The following is a 17,693-nucleotide window of genomic DNA, read 5'->3' as shown; positions in this document are numbered from 1 at the left end:
CCGGCGCACCCGTGCGGAGCGCGCGCCGGAGGCGGCAGCGGGCCGCCCTTCCCCCGGGGGTCCCCGCTGCGCAGGGGCCAGGCGTGCACGGGGCCGCCGACCCGGAGGTGCGCCGGGGCCGCGCGGCGGCCTCGAACGGTCGAGGTGGCGGATCCAAGGTGGCGGAGCGGATTCCGCCGCAGAGGGGGGGACGTGGTGGAAGCGGACGTGGAGCAGGAGACGGGATCCGGATCCGGGGTGCACGCGGACCGGGAGCGGGAGCGGCTGCGCCGGTGGCGGCTGGTGCTCGGCGGGGCCGCCGAAGGGGAGCTGGGGCCGCCCGGGGCGCCGGGCGGGGGCGGCGCGCGCATGGACGCCGCCCTCGGCCTGCTCTACGGCGGTGCCGGCGGCGCCGGGGAGGAGCGCGACGGGCCGGGGTCGCTGGGCGAGTCGGCGCCGGGGGTGGCGCGCTGGCTCGGCGACATCCGGGAGCTCTTCCCGCCCGGGGTCGTGCAGGTGATACAGGCCGACGCGCTGGACCGGCTGGGGCTTCGGCGGATGCTGCTGGAGCCGGACCTGGTCGAGGCGGTCCGCGCCGACGTGCACCTGGCCGCGGCGCTGCTCTCGCTGCGCGAGGCGCTGCCGGACCGGGCCCGGGAGTCGGCGCGCACCGTGGTCCGCCGGGTCGCCGCCGAGCTGGAGGAGCGGCTGGCGCAGCGGACCCGCGCCGCGGTGCACGGCGCGCTGGACCGCTCCGCGCGCGCGGAGCGCCCGCGCCGTGCCGCCGACGTGGACTGGCCCGCGACCATCCGCCGCAACCTGCGGCACCGGCTTCCGGACCGGGGCACGGTGGTCCCGGAGACCCTGGTCGGGCGGGCCCGGCGGGCCGGCGGGGTCCGGCGCGACGTGGTGCTGGCCGTCGACCAGAGTGCGTCGATGGCCGCCTCGCTGGTCTATGCCGGGGTGTTCGGCGCGGTCCTCGCGTCGGTGCGTGCGCTGCGCACCTCCTTCGTCGCCTTCGACACCTCGGTGGCCGATCTGACCGGCCTGCTCTCCGACCCGGTGGACGTGCTCTTCGGCACCTCGCTGGACGGGGGCACCGACGTCAACCGGGCGCTGGCCTACTGCGCTGGCCTCGTCCGGCGGCCCGCCGAGACGGTGCTGGTGCTCGTCAGCGACCTGCGCGAGGGCGGGTCCGCGGAGGACATGGTCCGGCGCGCGGGCGCGCTGAAGTCCTCCGGGGTGCAGGTGGTCGCGGTGCTCGCGCTCTCCGACGAGGGGGCGCCCCGCTACGACCGGGCCAACGCCGCGGCCCTGGCCGCGCTGGGGATCCCCGCTTTCGCGTGCTCCCCGGACCGCTTCCCCGACCTGATGGCCGCCGCGATCGAGGGGCGCCCGCTGCCGGAGTGGGCCGACCGGGAGCAGGCGGCCCGGGGGTGAGAGCGCCCCTTCCCCGAACGCCGGGCATCTCAGTCGAGCGCGCCGCCCCGCAGAGCAGGGGTCCAAGCGGGCGGCGACGGCACAGGCAGGGACGGGGCCAAGGCGGTCGCCCGAGCGCGGCGCCTCGCGGAGCAGGGGTTCAAGCGGGCGGCGAAGGCGGGAAGGGGGCAACCGGCCGGTCGGTCCAGCGCGGCACCCCACGGGGGGACGGCTCAAGCGGGCGGCGACGGCACAGGCAGGGACGGGGCCAAGGCGGTCGCCCGAGCGCGGCGCCTCGCGGAGCAGGGGTTCAAGCGGGCGGCGAAGGCGGGAAGGGGGCAACCGGCCGGTCGGTCCAGCGCGGCACCCCACGGGGGGACGGCTCAAGCGGGCGGCGACGGCACAGGCAGGGACGGGGCCAAGGCGGTCGCCCGAGCGCGGCGCCTCGCGAAGCGGGGGTTCAAGCGGGCGGCGAGGGCGGGAGGGGGTGAGCGCCGCGTTCACCGGCCAAGGGCGGCGCGTGGTCCCGGCGGGAGGGGCGGCGCCCCGGCGCAGGGAGCGGGCCCGCCTGCCCCGACCCACCAGGGGGCCTTATCCCCATATGCCCGATTCGCGGCGGGGAACGAGCAGAAGTGGGAGCGCCCTGCGCACCACGGCGGCACCCCGATTACATCTACCAGCGAGTAGTAGGCCCCGAAGCCCCCGCCGCCCCCTCGCCGATCACCCAGAGTGGCCAGGGCGGGCCCTCCCGGCAGAGCAAAAGCGACATCTCGCCCCCGCGCCGCCCCTTCCCGGGTTCCGGCCCCCTGCTTTACGGTCTTCCGGGCGGCTCGAACCCTCCACCACCAGCCCGATCAGGGCGATTCAGGCCTCCCGGGGGCCGATCCGGGCCGGGATGCGCGCCCGGGAATCACCGGGGTGCTCTCGCGGTGCGCAGGGCGCCCTACCCTTCCATCACCCTGCGTATTCACCCAGGTCAGGGAGGTGCGGTGGTTTCCCGGCAGCCGGCCCCGGCGCCCGAGGCAACGCGGGAACGGCGAACCCGCCACCCCGGCCCACCTCGACCGCCCTGACCCGCTCTCCCGCACCCGACCGACCAGCCGGTGCCCACTGCCGCCGTCGCTGCCCACCTGAACCCCGACCCCGCGAGACGCCGCACCCGGGTGACACTCGCGCCCCGTCCCTACCGCTGCCGTCGCCGCCTGCTTGGACCTTCGCTCCGCGATGCGCCGCACCCGACCGACCGGCCGGTCCCCCTTCCGCCTTCGCCGCCCGCCTTGACCTGCACTCCGCGATGCGCCGCACCCGACCGACCACCCGGTCCCCCTCCTGCTCCTCTGGTGTGCGGTGTTGCAGCGGACACTGGAAACCACCGCGCTCCGATAAGGCCCCGGCGTCGAGATCCTCGCCGTGGGGAGGGCCGCGGGGCGGTGCGGCCGATGGTACGCTCTGTATACGATCCGTATACAAGATGACGAGGGGGAGCGGGCCTTGGCCTCCGGCCGCGAGAAAGCCTACGAGTACCTCAAGGAGACCGTGCTCACCGACCCCGAGATGCAGGGGCGGTTCCTCTCCGAGCAGGAGATCGCGGACACGATCGGGGTGTCCCGCACGCCCATCCGGGAGGCGCTGCTCCTGCTGGCCGCCGAGGACCTGATCAGCCTGGTGCCCAAGCGCGGCGCGCACATCGCCCGGCTGACCGCCCGGGAGATCGGCGAGCTGATGGAGCTGCGCGGCATCGTGGAGCGCTACGCCGCGCAGTACGTGGTGGAGCACGACGCGGTCCCGGTGCGGGAGCTGGAGCGGCTACTGGAGGAGCAGGGCGACCTGATGGACGCCGACCGGTCCCGCGAGTTCATCGACGTGGACCACCGGTTCCACTCCGCGGTGGTGCGGGCGGTGGGCAACTCCCTGCTCGAACGGCACTACGACGGGCTGCGCAGCCGGCAGATCAGGGCCGGGATGGTCGCGCTGTACAGCGCCCCGGGCCGTCGCCAGGAGGTGATCGCCGAGCACCGGGCGATCCTGGACGCCCTGGCCGCCGGGGACGTCGCGGCCGCGCACGCCGCCATCGACGCCCACCTGGGCAGCACCCGCGGCGTCCTGCTCGCCGGCTGACCGGCCGGGCCCGGGGCGCCGCCGGCCGGGCTCCCGCCCCGCTCGGGCACCGCCTGGCGGAAGGGCGGAGACGGAGGAGCGCCCGCCCCGGGAGGGCGGGCCCGCTCCCGGTTCGACCCGGCCGCCGGGCGGGAGGCGCGGATCGCAGAACGCCGCCCCCTTTCCCGTCCGCTCGGAGCGGGCGGCGGCCGGGACCGCCTCCTCCGGCTCCCCGCCCCTCCGGTCCGAGCACGGCCCGGCCCTCCCCCGCTCCCCTCTCGGGGCGGAGGAGGCGCGGGCGAGCGCCGGACGGGCCGGGCCCCGGCCGCGCGCTATCCGGCGGTCGGCGGGGCCAGGGCGTCGGGGCGGCGGTTGGCCAGTACCGGCAGCGCGTCGCGGACCCGGCGCACCTCGTCGGGGTCGATGTCGGCGACGAGCAGGCCGGGGCCGGCGCCGAGCTCCTCGCGCACCGTCCCGTCCGGGCCGATCAGCGCGCTGTGCCCGATGCCGGTCGGGGCGGCCGGGTCGGGGACCCGCACGCCCGCGGCCTCCGGGTCGGCCTGGTCCACCGCGGCCACCCAGAGGGTGGCGTCCAGCGCCCGCGCCCGGGTGAGCAGCCGCCACTGCTCGAGCTTGCCCGGCCCGGCGCCCCAGGAGGCGGCGAGCAGCACCGCGTGCGCGCCGAGGTCGGCATAGGCCCGGAACAGTTCGGGGAAGCGCACGTCGTAGCAGGTGGCCAGGCCGATGCGGACGCCGTCCAGGTCGATCGCCACCGGGCGCGACCCGGCGGCGACCGCACTGGACTCGGTGTAGCCGAACGCGTCGTAGAGGTGGATCTTGTCGTAGCCGGCGTGCACGCCCGGCCCGGCGGCCAGCAGGGTGTTGGCCACCCTGCCGCCCTCCCCCGGGGTGAACATGCCGGCGACGACGGCCACCCCCTCCGCCTCGGCGATCCGCCGGACCTCGGCCGCCCACGGCCCGTCCAGCGGTTCGGCCGCTTCGGCCAGGGGCGTGCCGAAGCAGGCCATCGCGGCCTCGGGGAAGACCGCCAGGCGGGCCCCGGCCCGGGCCGCCTCCGCCGTCCGGGCGCGGATGAGCTCCAGGTTGGCCTCGGGGTCGGGGCCGGTGCTGATCTGGGCCAGTGCGATGCGCATGTTCTCCTCGCGGGGTCGTCGGGCGTTCGGGGTGGTCAGGAGGCGTCCCGCGCCTCGGCGGGGGCGAGCTCCTCCTCTTCGGCCTCGGCGTGGCCGGCTCCGCGGCCCAGCCACAGGCCCAGCATGCTGAGCAGGCCGGCGACGGCGATGTAGCAGGCCAGCGGCGTCCAGGAGTGGTAGGTGCCGAGCAGGGCGGTGAACAGCAGCGGCGCGATCGAGCCGCCGATCAGCCCGCCGAAGGTGTAGGCCAGCGAGGAGCCGATGTAGCGCACCCGGGGCGGGAACTGCTCGGAGACGAAGGCGCCCTGCGGCCCGTACATGAAGGAGTGGACGGCCAGGCCGACCACCACCCCGGCGGCCAGCGCCCACCAGTTCCCGCCGCCGATCATCGGGAAGAACACGAACGGCCACACCGCGGCGGCGGCCGCGGCCAGCCCGTAGAGCAGGCGCCGGTCCACCCGGTCGGAGATCGCACCGGCCAGCGGGATCAGGAGGACCTGGCAGGAGGAGCCGATGAGCACGGCGGCCAGCACCGAGCCGCGGTCCATGCCGAGTTCGAGGGTGGCGTAGGTCAGCACGAACACGGTGAACATCGCGTAGAGCACGTCCGGGGCGACGCGGCTGAGCACCGCGGCGACCAGGGCCCGGCGGTGCTCGGTGAAGACCTCGCGGATCGGCGCCTCGGGCCGCTTCTGCTCGGCCTCGATCGCCTGGAAGACCGGGGTCTCCTCCAGTTTGGCCCGGATCCACAGGCCGAACAGGACCAGCACGCCGGAGAGCAGGAACGCCACCCGCCAGCCCCAGTCGAGGAACTGGTCGTCGGTGAGCAGCGCGCCCAGCCCGCCCAGCACGCCGTTGGCCAGCAGGTTGCCCACCGGCGGGCCGATCTGCGCGGCCGAGGCGTAGAAGCCGCGCCGCTTGGGGTCGCCGAACTCGCTGGACAGCAGGACGGCGCCGCCCCACTCGCCGCCGACCGCGACGCCCTGGGCGAAGCGGAGCAGCACCAGCGCGATCGGCGCGGCGACGCCGATCGTCCCGTAGGAGGGGAGCAGGCCGATCAGCACGGTGGCGGCGCCGATCATGATCAGCGTGGCGATCAGGACCTTCTTCCGCCCGATCAGGTCGCCGAGCCGGCCGAACAGGAAGCCGCCGAGGGGGCGGGAGACGTAGCCGACGGCGTAGGTGGAGAAGGCCAGGAGGGTCCCGGTGAAGGGGTCTTCGGCGGGGAAGAAGAGGTGGCCGAAGACCAGGGCCGCCGCGACCGAGTAGATCGCGAAGTCGTACCACTCCAGCGAGGTCCCGGCGAGGCTGGCGACGAACGCGCGGCGCGCACCGCCGCGGTCTGCGGAGGGGGACTTCCCCGCCGGAGCGGATTCTTGCATGCCAACCGTCCTTACTCGACGTCCGAATGGGCCGCATCGACCTTTCGGCATACTTATTGTATACAGGTCGTGTACGCAAGTCTCGCATGAGACCGGGACCACTTTCGACACCCCGTGGAGGCACCCCGTGACCGCACTCTCCTTCGAGCTCCCCGACGGCTCGACCCGCATCGCCACCGTCGAGCGGCTGCTCAACGCCGGATACGCCGGGCGCAGCCAGGAGGACGTCGCCGCGCACGTCGCCGAGCTGGCCGAGCTCGGCGTGCCCGCCCCCTCGGCCGTCCCCGCGCTCTACCCCGTCTCCCCCTACCTCGCCCGGCAGACCGACCGGGTGGACGCCCAGCACGGGCGGACCTCCGGCGAGGCCGAGTGGGCGCTGGTCGTCGACGACGGCGGCGACCTGCTGCTGACCGCCGCCTGCGACCACACCGACCGCGAGCTGGAGGTGCACGGGGTGGCGTGGAGCAAGAACGCCGGCCCGGACGTGCTGGCCCGCCGCGCCTGGCGGCTGGAGGACGTGCGCCCGCGCATCGATGGGCTGACCCTGCGCGCCTGGGTCGCCCACGGCGGCGAGGAGACCCTGATCCAGGACGGCACCCTCGCCGACCTGCTCACCCCCGACTACTGGGTCGAGGTGCTGCGCGAGCGCGGCGAGCTGCTGCCCGGCACCGTGCTGATCTCCGGCACCATCCCGATGGCCGAGGGCGTCGACCAGTTCGCCGAGGGCTGGCGGGTCGAGCTGGGCGACCCCGCGACCGGCGACGCCATCCGGCTCGGCTACCGGGTGGCCGCCATGCCGCAGCCGATCGGCTGACCCGGGGCGGCCGGCGGCCCCGCCGCCGCACCCCCGCCCCCGGCCCTCACATCCACCGGCGGACCTTGAACAGCGCGTACAGGCCGACTCCGATGCCGAGCATCAGCAGCAGCGACATCGGGTAGCCCAGCGCCCAGCCCAGCTCCGGCATGTGCCGGAAGTTCATCCCGTAGACCGAGCCGATCAGCGAGGGGGCGAAGAGGATCGCGGCCCAGGCGGAGATCTTCTTGGCGTTGTCGGCCTGGCGGGCGTCGGACTCGGTGAGGCGGCGCATCTTCTCGTTCTGCTCCAGTGAGAGGAGGGTCGCGTTGACCTGGAGCACGTTCTGCAGCAGCTGGCGGTGGCCGTCGACGCGCTCGGCGACGGCCTCGGCGTGGTCGGCGGCGTCGCGCAGGTGGTGCCGGAGCTCCTCGTCCCCGGCGTCCTGCTCCAGGCCCCGGCGGAGCACGTCGAGCAGCGGGTCGGCGGCCCGCTGGAAGAGGATGACCTCGCGGAGCAGCCGGTGCACCCGCGGGGAGGCCTCGGGGTCCCCGGCGAAGACCCGGGACTCGACCTCGTCGGCGGCCTCGCCCAGCCGGGCCACGGCCGGGGCGTAGTCGTCGATCACCCGGTCGGCGACCGCGTACAGCACCGCCTGCGGGCCCAGCGCGAGCAGCTGCGGGTCGCCCTCCAGCCGGCGGCGGACCGCCTCCAGGTCGGGGGCGTCGCCGTGCCGCACGGTGATGGCGAACCGGGGCCCGGTGAACACGTGCACCTCGCTGAAGCGCACCTCGTCGGCGCCGCCGCCGGGGCCGGCCGCGCGCAGCACGGCGAACCGGGTGTCGCCGTACCGGTCCAGTTTGGGCCGCTGGTGGGCGACGATCGCGTCCTCCACGGCGAGCTCGTGCAGGCCGAACTCCCGGGCCGCGGCCATCAGCCGGCCGGTGGAGGGCCGGTCCATCCGGATCCAGGCCACCGCCTCCGGTTCCGCCTCCAACCGGCGGCGGACCTCGGCCGGGTCGGCGGGGTCCGCGGGCGGCGGCGCGGGCGCGCCGCGGACGTAGATCGAGGCCTCCACCGCGCCCTCCGCCCCGGACGGGCGCCGCTCCCGCCGGCGGGCCATCAGGAACTCCGGGGCGGACTCGGCCTCCGTCCCCTCTTCCCGCTGCTCCGCCAGCCTCTCGGCCAGCAGGTCGAGGCGGCTGTTCCGCGGCATCGGGCACCTCCCCTTCCCCCGCGCCGACCCTAGCCGGACGCCGGCGCCCCGCCTCCACCGCCGCGCTGGACCCGCGGGTCCGGCACCGGGCCCCTTCCGGGCCCTCGGGGCGGCACCGGCTCCCCACCCGGCCCCGCACTCCGCCGCATCCAGGGCGGCACGCCGTCACGGCCGAAGCGGACACCGCGCACCAGGCCCGAGCGGCTTCCGCGCGGGCCCCGCGCCGTTCCCGGCGAGCGGAGCCGGAGTCCGGTCCCGCGGCCCCCTCCCGGCGGGGGTCGATCCCGCTCGCCTTCGGCGGCTCCCGCATGATCGAATCGGGGCATGAGCACCCGACCGTTCGGGGCCCGCATCCGGGGCGGTGACCCCCGTGCAGGGGCGCCGCCCGCCCGGTCCGAACCCCCGGCACCGCGCCGCAGGTCCGCGGAACGCCCCGGCGCCGGTCCGGCGGGCGGCCGCCCGCGCAGGCGCCGGGGGCCGGGCCGCCGCTCCCGGCCGTCCGTGCCCCGGAACAGCCGCCGGCCTGCGGGGCGCCGATGAGCGGGCCGCCCATGGGGGAGCCGCTGTTCGGCGCGGACCCGGTGGAGGTCGCCCCGGGCGCGGTGCACCTGCCCGGCTGGCTCCCGCTCGACGACCAGCGCGACCTGGTCGAGCGGTGCAGGGCCTGGGCGAGCGGCCCGGGCGGCATGGTCCGGCACCGGATGCCGCGCGGCGGGCTGATGAGCGTCCGGATGACCGCCCTGGGGCTCTTCTGGGAGCCTTACCGCTACGGCACCGAGCTGCCGGACGGCCGGCCGGTCCCGCCCTTCCCCGGGATCCTCGGCGAGCTGGCCCGGAAGGGGGTCGCCGCCGCCTACGGCGCCCCGCCGCCCGCGGACGCGGCGCCGTTCGACGTCGCCCTGGTCAACTTCTACGGCGCCGAGGCGAAGATGGGCATGCACCAGGACCGCGAGGAGGAGGCGGACGTTCCGGTCGTCTCGCTCAGCCTCGGGGACTCCTGCGTCTTCCGGTTCGGCAACACAGAGACCCGCACCCGCCCCTACACCGACGTCGTGCTGGGCAGCGGTGACCTGTTCGTCTTCGGCGGCCCCTCACGGAGGGCCTACCACGGGGTCCCGCGCACCCTGCCCGGCACCGCCCCGCCCGGCCTGGGCATGGCCGCCGGCCGGCTGAACATCACCATCCGCGCCTCCGGCCTGGCCTGACCCGCCGCGCGGCGCGGAAGCGGGCGGCGCGGCACCGGTCCGCCGGCCGCGGCTCCTCCGCGGGCACCGGCGGACCGGCCGCGGCCCGCTCGTTCCGGTGGAGGAGATCTTCGCAGGCGGATGCGGACGGATGCGGACGGGGTCGAGCGGTCCCGGACCGGTGGGCACGGAGCCGGAGGCGCGGCGCGCCGCCCGCGCGCCTTCCGCGCCGTCCGGCTCCAGCGCGCCCCGGAACGGGGCCTCGAAGAAGACGGTGAACCGGTCGCCCGTGGAGGCCTCCGGGCACGGAACGATGCCGACCTGGCGCAACCGCTCTCCGGCACCCGAGCCGGAGGGCCCCAGGAATGCCGGACCACGAGCCGCAGAGCGGCCGCCCGGACACCGACCGGGCCGTGGGCCCCGTGCGCCGCCGGCCGCTGCAGAGGACCGGGCGGTCCCGGCCGCCCTCCACAGACGGCGGCCGTCCACAGGGCGCGTTGTCCACAGGGGCGCCGTCCACAGGGCCGGAGATCGCCCTGTCGGCCGTCCGGTCCGCTCCCTACCGTCGGAGGCATGGACGTATTCCCTTCACTCCCCCTCTCCTCCCGGTCCGCCGGCCCCGGCCGCCGGAGCGGGCCCCTCGCCGGGGCCCGGCCCCGGGCGGCTGCGCGTACGGCCGGGGCGGCGCCCCGGGCCGGGTCAGCCCTCCGCCGCGTCCAGGCCGTGGCGGGTCTGCCGGATGAGCAGGTCGACCACGTCGGACATGCGGCCGCGGCGGGTGTAGGCGACCCGCTGGCGGTGGGCGCCCGAGCCGACCGCGGCGACCCTGCGGTACAGCGCGGCGACCCGGGCCCGGTCGCCGGCGGACGCCAGCCCCGGTTCGGCCGCGGCGAGCATGGCCTCGACCTCGGCGCGGGCCGGGAGCGCGGCGCCGGTGGCCGGGTCCAGCAGGGCGCCCTCCAGCCCGTCCCGGGCGGCGCGCCACATGGCCAGGCGGAGCAGCCGGTCGTCCGGTTCCGGGCCGTCCCCGGTGCCGTCCGCGCCCGCCGCGACCAGGCCGCGGATCACCAGGGCGGTGAGCACCGCCTCCTCGGCGGTGGCCGCGACGTCGCACGGGCGGATCTCCACCGTGGGCAGGTGCGGCGAGGGGCGGACGTCCCAGTAGACCATTCGCCGGTCCAGGATCGCGCCGGCCTCCGCCAGCTCGGCGACGGCCCGGTCGTAGTCACCGGTCCGGGCGAACCGGGGCGGCGGCCCGGCGGAGGGCAGCCGGGACCAGGTGACCGCGCGCCAGCTGGCGTGGCCGGTGTCCCTGCCGCGCAGGAACGGCGAGTTGGCGGTGAGCGCGAGCAGCGCGGGCAGCCGGCGGCGGAGCAGGTTCCCCGCCTCCAGGGCCGCGGCGACGGTGGGCACCCCGATGTGCACGTGGCAGCCGCAGACCGCGTGCGCGTCGCGGAGCGCGCCGAACTCCTCGGCGATCCTCCGGTACCGCGCGCCGCTGGTGAGCGGGGCGCAGCCGACGTCGCCGAGGACCGCGGTCCCGGTTGCGGTGATCGCCAGCCCGTGCTCGGCGGCGGCCTCGGCGAGCGCGGTGCGGGCGCGGGCGAGGCAGCGGTCCAGTTCGTCCCCGGTCCTGCAGACCGGGCTGGCCGCCTCGACCTGGAAGCGGGTCATCTCGGCGCACAGCGCGCTCCCGGTCTCCGCCCCGTCGTGCCGGGACAGGGCGGCCGACTCCAGGACGGCCGGGGCGAGCGGGGCGGCCCGGCGGGTCTCCGGGTCGACGACGAAGAACTCCTCCTCCACCCCGAAGGTGGGCGCCGGGGCCGGCCTCGGCGCCGGTGCGGGAGGGGCGACCCGGTCGGGCGCCTCCTCCTGGAAGGGCCGGTGGAGGGTGCCCGGCTGCCGGGACGGGGAGTGCGCGGCTGCGGAGTGCGCGGCTGCGGGACGGGACCCGGAGCGCGGGCGGTCGGATTCGATCATCGGCTCCTCGCTTGGGAGTGCTCCGGCCGGGGCGCCGGAGGGCGGCCTCGATCCTTGGCGCGCCCTGCCGGTCGGCGGTCCGGCCGCGGAGCGCCGGTGCTGCCGCTTCCCGGCGGGACGCGCCGCGGGACCCGCCTGGCACGTCCCTTCGGGGCGTCGACTGGTGGTGATACCCCGGTTCCGTCCGCGGCGACCTCCCCTCCGGGGACGGAAACCCCTTCCACTCGACAACGACACGTCACCCTCGACACACGGGGAGTGACCGGAACCGGTCGCCGCGGGGAGTTGTCCGATTCGGCCGTGTGTGCTGGGCCGGAGTACGGGTCGGTGCGGGGGCCGCAGGGGCGCGGCGCCGGAACGTCCCGGGGCGGGTGCGGGGCGGGGAGCCTACGGGCCCGGGCCGGGGTCCGCAGCCGGCCGGCTGCGGCCGGAGCCCTTCCGGGCGGCGCCCGGGGGGCCGGCCCGCCGCCGGGGCGGGCGCCCGCAGGGCACCGGGGTCCGGCGGCGGAGCGCGGGGGCGGGCCGCTCAGCGGCGCCGCGGCCTCCGGGGCCGACGGAGCGGGCCCGGCCGCCCCGGCGGCAGTGGGCCGGCCAGGTGTGCGCCGCCGGTGCCGGACCGGCGGCGCACCGGGGTCACTTGCGGATCAGGTCGCGGATGTTGACCACCAGGAGGACGACCACGATCAGGCCGGTGGGGACCAGGATCGCGATCCGCCAGTTGGCGGCGAACGCCAGGTAGATGCCGACGATGACGGCCGCCGCGACGATGACGACCGCCAGGCCGGTGATGAAGGAGATGAACCTGCGCCGGGCGAGGGCGTCGAACGCGGCGAAGACCAGCACCACGCCGAGCATCGCCGGGAAGGTGTAGGTGCCCTTGAGCAGCAGCAGCGTCGCGCCCAGCGCGATGATCAGCAGCGGTGTGCTGAGGGTGGCCCACACGCTGAGGAAGCGCGAGGTGCGCTGCTTGCCGGTGGTGAACGGCAGGTGCGGGGCGCGCAGGTGGTCGGTGGGGCCCGGGACGAGGGGGCGGTCGGAGGCGAGGGCCTCGCGGTGCGCCTCCAGCTCGTCCGCCATCAGGGCGCGCTCGCGGTAGGTCTCGGCCAGCTCCCGCTCGGCGGAGGAGATGGCGCGGCCGTGCTCGTCGGCGCGCTGCCGCGAGTAGGTGCTGCGCTGCAGCACCATCCGGGCGGCGGAGAGCCGGCGCAGCCGCTCCCGGCCCTCCGCGATCTCGGCGTCGGCGGCGCGGATGCGCTCCTCCAGGTCGGCGGTGTGCGCCTGGAGCCGGGCGCGGGCCGCGCCGTCGTCCGGGGAGACCTTCTGCAGGCCGACCCATTCCAGCGGGTCGGCCCAGGAGCGGCGGACGGTGCCGTCGCGCTCGTAGCGGGGGCCGCTCGGGGCTCGCTCGCCGTCGAAGAAGTCCCGGGTGTCGCGCCCCCACAGGCCGCGGAATCCATGCACCCACGGGGTGGTGTCGTCGATGATCTGCGGGGTCCACTCGCGGTCGCCGCCGGGGCCCACCGCGATGCCGTCGCCGCGCGCGTAGTCGACGAACGGGACCCCGATGCCGTGCCGGGTCGAATCGCCGCGGGGGAAGAGCCACCGGGTCACCGTGCGCCAGATCCGCATCACCCCGCGCAGCATGGCCGGGTCGACCTGGATCAGGTAGTCGCCGGGGAGCAGCTGGTGGGAGTGGGAGCCGGCGCCGGGGAAGACGACCGGGTGCTCGCCCTGCAGGTGCAGCGACGGGTCGTCCCAGGAGCGGCGCAGGTCGTCCCCGCGGTACTCGTGCGAGGAGGCGCCCAGCCAGACCGGCCGGACCGACCCGTCGTCCTCCTCCACCACGAAGACCGTGACCTTCTCCCAGTCGGCCTCGTGGTCGTTGACGCCGCCGTAGATGGAGCGCCAGTCGTTCATCGCGTAGAAGAACCAGTACTGCAGGATGGTGTAGCCGCCTTCGCGGACCACCCTGCCGTAGTAGCTGGCGCCTCCGTCGTCGACCCGGTCCCGGTACCGGGTGGCGGCCGCCGCGGCCACGCCGCCCGGGACCGCGCCCCGGATGAGCAGCGAGAACTTGACCAGGACGTCGAGCAGCCGGCCGAGGAGGCCGACCGCGGCGAGCCGACCGTGCTTGGGGATCACCGGCCGCGCGGTGCGGCGGAACCGACGCGCCTCGGCGCGCAGCGACGCCTCCTGCACGAACCTGAGGTGGGAGTAGCGGCCCGGCCATTCCCGCTCGGCCCGCGCCAGCCGTTCGAGGGTCAGCTCGCCGGCCGGGACGACCTCGCGCTCTTTGCCGTCCTCTTCGACCCACAGGCTGCAGGACTCGACATAGCGCCGTACGTCGGTCGGGAAGAAGAGCTCCCCCGAGGTGTACTTGAGCACCGGTTCGAAGCGGCGCAGGAGCTCTAGATCAGAATTCTCGCTCATGGTCGATCCCGACCCTAGTGGATCTTACGGACCCGAGCGGACGGGAGCCGCCGCGCGGCCGCGGTTCCCGCCGGGGCCCGGCTGCGCGTAGCGTAAGGAGCATGGAGCAGGACAGGGTCGCCCGACTGGCCGAATCGGTCAACGACGAGTCTCCGATCAATGCGCTGATGGCCACCGTCGCGCTGCGCGAGGAGGTCGAGCGGCTGCTCTCGCTGCACGTGCGGCGGGCCCGCGCCCAGGGCGCCACCTGGTCGGAGATCGCGATGGTGCTGGGGATCAGCAAGCAGGCGGTGCACAAGAAGTACGGCGGGAGCCGGCGGGAGCGCTGAGCCCGCGCCCCGCCGCGCCCCCGGTCAGGCCGGTTCCAGGCTGCGTCGGCGCACCGCCGTGCGGAGGCGCCGCCGGGGGCGGCCCGGCCGGTCCCGGTCCCGCCGCTCCGGCGGCCCCGGGGTGTGGTCGCTGCGCGCGGCGCCCGCTCCCGCGGCCACCACCAGCATCATCCCCGCCACCTGCACCAGGGTCGGCACCTGGGCGATCAGCAGCATGCCCATGACCAGGCTGACCGCCGGCTCCAGGCTGGCGAAGACGCTGAACGCGGACCGGCTCATCCGCTGCAGCGCCACCATCTCCAGCAGGAACGGCAGGATCGGGTAGATCAGCGCGATGCCGACCAGGGAGGCCAGGACCCACGGGTCCGGCGGGTCGGCCAGCGCCTGCGGTACGCCCATCGGGGCCACCGCCACCGAGGCGACCAGCATGGACAGCGCCAGGCCGTGCACCGGGCGGAAGGCCGAGCCGACCTTCTGGGTGAGGATGATGTAGAGCGCGACGGTGACCGCGCCGGCCAGCCCGAAGCCGATGCCGACCGGGTCGGCCGCGCCGCTCCACGGCCGGGTCAGCAGCAGCACCCCGAGCACCGCCGCGGCGATCCACACCGTCTCGCTCCGGCGGCGCATCGCCACCACCGCGACGACCAGCGGGCCGAGGAACTCCAGCGCGGTCGCGGTGCCCAGCGGGATCCGGGCCGTCGCCTCGGAGAAGAAGGCCATCATCCCCGCGCTCACTGTGCCCAGGATCACCACCGACCCCAGCTCGCGGCGGCTCGCGCGGCGCACCGCGGTCCACAGCGACGGCCCCGACATCACCATCAGGATCAGCGCCGCGAACGTCAGCCGCAGCCAGGTGGCGCCCTGCGCGCCGACCTCGTCGAACAGGTGCACGGTGAAGGCACTGCCGGTGTGCAGGGAGAACATGCCGACCAGGACCAGCAGGGGGGCCGGCACACGCGGGCCCTGGACCCGCGCGCGGGAGAGGAAGGAGGTGAACACCCGACCATTGGACCTATCCCGTTTGTTTCTGTCCACAGACCATAGGCGGACGGACCGTGTACTTTCACTACATGGATCTGACGCGCCTGCGACTCCTGGTGGAACTGGAGCGGCTGGGCACCATGGCCGCCGTCGCCGAGGTGGCGGGCATGGGCACCTCGGCGGTCTCCAAGCACTTCGCGGTCCTGGAGAAGGAGGTCGGGGTGCCACTGCTGGTGCCCGACGGCCGGCGGGTCCGGCTCACCCCCGCCGGGCACCGGCTGGCCGAGTACGCGGTGGACATCCTGGGCCGGGTCGAGGCCGCCCGCGCCGAGCTCTCCGGGCACGGCGAGCCGGTGGGCCGGGTGGACCTGGCCACCTTCGTCAGCCTGCTCTCCCCGGTGGTGCTCCCGGCGCTGTCCCGGCTCGGCGCCGAGCACCCCGGGGTCGACGTCCGGATCATCGAGAACGAGCCGGACGAGGCGCTCGCGCTGCTCCAGGACGGCGGGGCCGACCTGGCCCTGGTCTACGAGTACAGCCTGGTCCCGCGCCGCTTCCCGGACTCGCTCCGGCTGCACCTGATCGGCACCGAGCCGCTGCTGCTCTCCCAGCCCTCCGCCGACCCGCACGCCGACAGCCGCCCGCTCACCCGGAGCCGGCTGCGCAGGCTGTCCGGGACGCGCTGGATCGCCAACTCCCGCGGCGGGGACGACGACGAGCTGGTCGGGCGGATGTGCGCGGCGGCGGGGTTCGCCCCGGAGATCGGCCACCGGGTGGACAACCTGGAGGTGGTGGAGCGGATGGTCGCCGCGGGGCTCGCGGTGGGGGTGATGCCGAAGCTGGCGGCCGCCACCCGGCGCGGGGTGGTCCACTCGCCGCTGGGCGAGCTGGGCGGGCACCGCAGGATCTACCTGGTGGGGCGGGCCGGCGCCTGGGCCTGGCAGCCCACCCGGCTGGTCGCCCGCGCGCTGCACGCGGCCGCGGCCGAGGTCCTGGACGACGCCGCACCGCTTCCCGCCGAAGCGTCCGGGGCCGAAGCGGACGCCGCCCCTCCTCCGCGCTGACCCGGCGCCGCGGCCGGACCGCCGATCCCGGAGCCGGAAGCACCGCGGGTGCCCTGCCCCGCCCGCCGAGCACTCCCCGACGGATCCCCCTCCGGCGGATCACCCTCCGGCGAAGCGCCGTCAGCGGGGCCTCGTCAGCGGAACACCGTCAGCGGACCGGCTCGCCCCCGGAGGAGAGCATCGGCCCCACCGAAGGCACCGGGACCTTGCTCGCCGCCTCCCGGACCGCGCTGAGCAGCGGCTCCGGGGTGGCACCGGCCCGGGTGAGGGAGACGATGTGCCGGCGGGCGGTGTTGCGCACGGTGCGCACCACGATGTGCGGCGCGGACAGCCCGGTCCAGCCCATCCGCGGGATCAGCGCCACCCCCAGCCCGGACTGGACCAGCGCGATGACCGCGCTGAAGTCGTCCACGGTGTGCGCGATGCGCGGCTGGAAGCCGACCTGGTTGCAGGCGGCCGCCACGCAGTCGTACCAGGCGGTGCCGGGCGCGGACATGATCCAGTCCACGTCGGACAGGTCGGCGGCGAGCTCCAGGTCGGTGGAGGAGGCCAGCGGGTGGTGGTAGGGCAGCACCGCGTCGAACGGCTCGACCATGATCGGGTCCATCCGGAACTCGGTGGAGCCGCTGGGCGGCAGGTGCACCGAGGACATGGTGACCGCCATGTCCAGCGCGCCGGTGCGCAGCAGCTCGGTGCTCTCCTCCGGTTCGGCCTGGACGATCTCGAAGCTCCACCCGGGGTGGCTGCGGCTCAGCGCCGCCACGGCCGGGCCGAGCAGGTCGGAGATGCCGGTGGCGAACGAGCCGACCCGGGCCACCCCGACGCTGCCCTCGGTGTAGGCGGCCAGGTCCGCCTCGGCGCTCTCCATCTCGGCGAAGATGACGTCGGCGTGCTTGAGCAGCACCCGGCCCGCACCGGTCAGCAGGAAGCGCCGCCCGCGCCGCTCGACCAGGGCCACCCCGGTCTCTTTGGAGAGCGCCGCCAGCTGCTGCGAGACGGCAGAGGGGGTGACGTTCAGGGCCTCCGCGGTCCCCGCGACGGTGTGGTGCTGCGCGAGCGCCTGGAGCAGCTGCAATCGCCGGACATCGATCATGTCCAACAATCTAGGGCAGCCCGGCCACCCCGAACGGCCGTCAGGCACCCGCCACGCTACGTGATCCGCTGCACCCCGCCCCCGAAACCACCCGAACCACCCGTGTCCCACCCCATCGGCTCCCGTTCCTCCCCACCCGCCCCCTGAGCACGGCACCCCACGGGGCGAAGGCTCAAACCGGCAGCGACGACGGAGAAAGGGCATGCCGGCCGGTCAGGCGCAGCGCCCCGCAGAGCAAAGGTCAAGACGGGCGGCGAAGGCGGGAGGGGGACCGGCCGGTCGGTTCGGCGCGGCACCCCGCAGAGCGAAGGTCAAAGCAGGCAGCGACGGCCAAGGAAGGGCCGGGGCGAACGTGGTCGCCCGAGCGCGGCGCCTCGCGGAGCGGGGGTTCAAGCGTGCGGCGAAGGCGGGAGGGGGACCGGCTGGTCGGTCGGGTGCGGCGCCCCGCGAAGCGAAGGTCAAGACGGGCAGCGAGGGTGGGAGTCGGGCGGGGCGGCGCCGGTGAAGGGGGCGGGCCGCTCGCCCGGACCCACCAGGGAGCCTTATCCCTGTATGCCCGATTCGCGGCGGGGACCGGGCGCAGGCGGGGGCGCCC

13 protein-coding genes are annotated in these 17,693 nt (G+C 76.0%); 6 read left to right on the top strand and 7 right to left on the bottom strand.

Annotation, left to right across the window (positions count from 1 at the left end):
* Positions 1–237 precede the first annotated feature (237 nt).
* Both D459_RS0120380 and D459_RS0120375 read left to right on the top strand, forming a co-directional pair.
* Complete coding sequence (locus D459_RS0120380) at positions 238–1,419, top strand: VWA domain-containing protein (protein WP_026120591.1); 1,182 nt, start codon at positions 238–240, stop codon at positions 1,417–1,419.
* 1,470 nt (positions 1,420–2,889) lie between these two features.
* On the top strand, positions 2,890–3,516 hold the full coding sequence (locus D459_RS0120375; RefSeq protein ID WP_017594853.1) for a GntR family transcriptional regulator: 627 nt from the start codon (positions 2,890–2,892) through the stop codon (positions 3,514–3,516).
* Between the two features lie 311 nt (positions 3,517–3,827).
* Here D459_RS0120375 and D459_RS0120370 read toward each other — a convergent pair whose 3' ends face one another.
* Positions 3,828–4,649, bottom strand: a complete 822-nt coding sequence (locus D459_RS0120370) for a carbon-nitrogen hydrolase family protein (protein ID WP_017594852.1) — start codon at positions 4,647–4,649, stop codon at positions 3,828–3,830.
* A gap of 35 nt (positions 4,650–4,684) precedes the next feature.
* Positions 4,685–6,031 (bottom strand): MFS transporter, encoded by a 1,347-nt coding sequence (locus D459_RS0120365; RefSeq protein ID WP_017594851.1) that lies wholly within the window; start codon positions 6,029–6,031, stop codon positions 4,685–4,687.
* Positions 6,032–6,158: 127 nt separating this feature from the next.
* Between D459_RS0120365 and D459_RS0120360 the strand changes: the two genes are divergently transcribed.
* Positions 6,159–6,845: a DUF2848 domain-containing protein gene (locus tag D459_RS0120360; protein ID WP_017594850.1), complete on the top strand. Its 687-nt coding sequence runs from the start codon at positions 6,159–6,161 to the stop codon at positions 6,843–6,845.
* A 46-nt stretch (positions 6,846–6,891) separates the two neighbouring features.
* On the opposite strand, the gene D459_RS0120355 is transcribed toward D459_RS0120360, so the two are convergent.
* Complete coding sequence (locus D459_RS0120355) at positions 6,892–8,040, bottom strand: magnesium and cobalt transport protein CorA (RefSeq protein WP_017594849.1); 1,149 nt, start codon at positions 8,038–8,040, stop codon at positions 6,892–6,894.
* A 551-nt stretch (positions 8,041–8,591) separates the two neighbouring features.
* Between D459_RS0120355 and D459_RS0120350 the strand changes: the two genes are divergently transcribed.
* The gene (locus D459_RS0120350; protein WP_017594848.1) at positions 8,592–9,245 is read left to right on the top strand and encodes an alpha-ketoglutarate-dependent dioxygenase AlkB family protein; all 654 of its coding nucleotides are present in this window, start codon (positions 8,592–8,594) and stop codon (positions 9,243–9,245) included.
* Positions 9,246–9,923: 678 nt separating this feature from the next.
* Here D459_RS0120350 and D459_RS0120345 read toward each other — a convergent pair.
* Positions 9,924–11,204, bottom strand: coding sequence for a carboxylate-amine ligase (locus D459_RS0120345; RefSeq protein WP_017594847.1), 1,281 nt, complete (start codon positions 11,202–11,204; stop codon positions 9,924–9,926).
* 633 nt (positions 11,205–11,837) lie between these two features.
* Positions 11,838–13,634 (bottom strand): hypothetical protein, encoded by a 1,797-nt coding sequence (locus D459_RS0120340; RefSeq protein WP_026120590.1) that lies wholly within the window; start codon positions 13,632–13,634, stop codon positions 11,838–11,840.
* Between the two features lie 101 nt (positions 13,635–13,735).
* Here D459_RS0120340 and D459_RS0120335 point away from each other — a divergent pair, with 101 nt between their 5' ends.
* The gene (locus D459_RS0120335; protein ID WP_017594845.1) at positions 13,736–13,963 is read left to right on the top strand and encodes a hypothetical protein; all 228 of its coding nucleotides are present in this window, start codon (positions 13,736–13,738) and stop codon (positions 13,961–13,963) included.
* A gap of 24 nt (positions 13,964–13,987) precedes the next feature.
* Here D459_RS0120335 and D459_RS0120330 read toward each other — a convergent pair whose 3' ends face one another.
* Positions 13,988–14,962, bottom strand: coding sequence for an EamA family transporter (locus tag D459_RS0120330; protein WP_017594844.1), 975 nt, complete (start codon positions 14,960–14,962; stop codon positions 13,988–13,990).
* Positions 14,963–15,033: 71 nt separating this feature from the next.
* Here D459_RS0120330 and D459_RS0120325 point away from each other — a divergent pair, with 71 nt between their 5' ends.
* A complete protein-coding gene (locus D459_RS0120325; protein WP_017594843.1) occupies positions 15,034–16,005 on the top strand; it encodes a LysR family transcriptional regulator in 972 nt (323 codons plus the stop codon).
* Between the two features lie 148 nt (positions 16,006–16,153).
* Here the strand turns inward: D459_RS0120325 and D459_RS0120320 are convergent, their stop codons facing one another.
* Positions 16,154–17,098, bottom strand: a complete 945-nt coding sequence (locus D459_RS0120320; RefSeq protein WP_026120589.1) for a LysR family transcriptional regulator — start codon at positions 17,096–17,098, stop codon at positions 16,154–16,156.
* Positions 17,099–17,693 lie beyond the last annotated feature (595 nt).

Source organism: Nocardiopsis potens DSM 45234, from assembly GCF_000341105.1.
In the GTDB taxonomy this organism is placed as follows: domain Bacteria; phylum Actinomycetota; class Actinomycetes; order Streptosporangiales; family Streptosporangiaceae; genus Nocardiopsis_A; species Nocardiopsis_A potens.
This window is presented reverse-complemented; position numbering and strand designations above follow the sequence as displayed.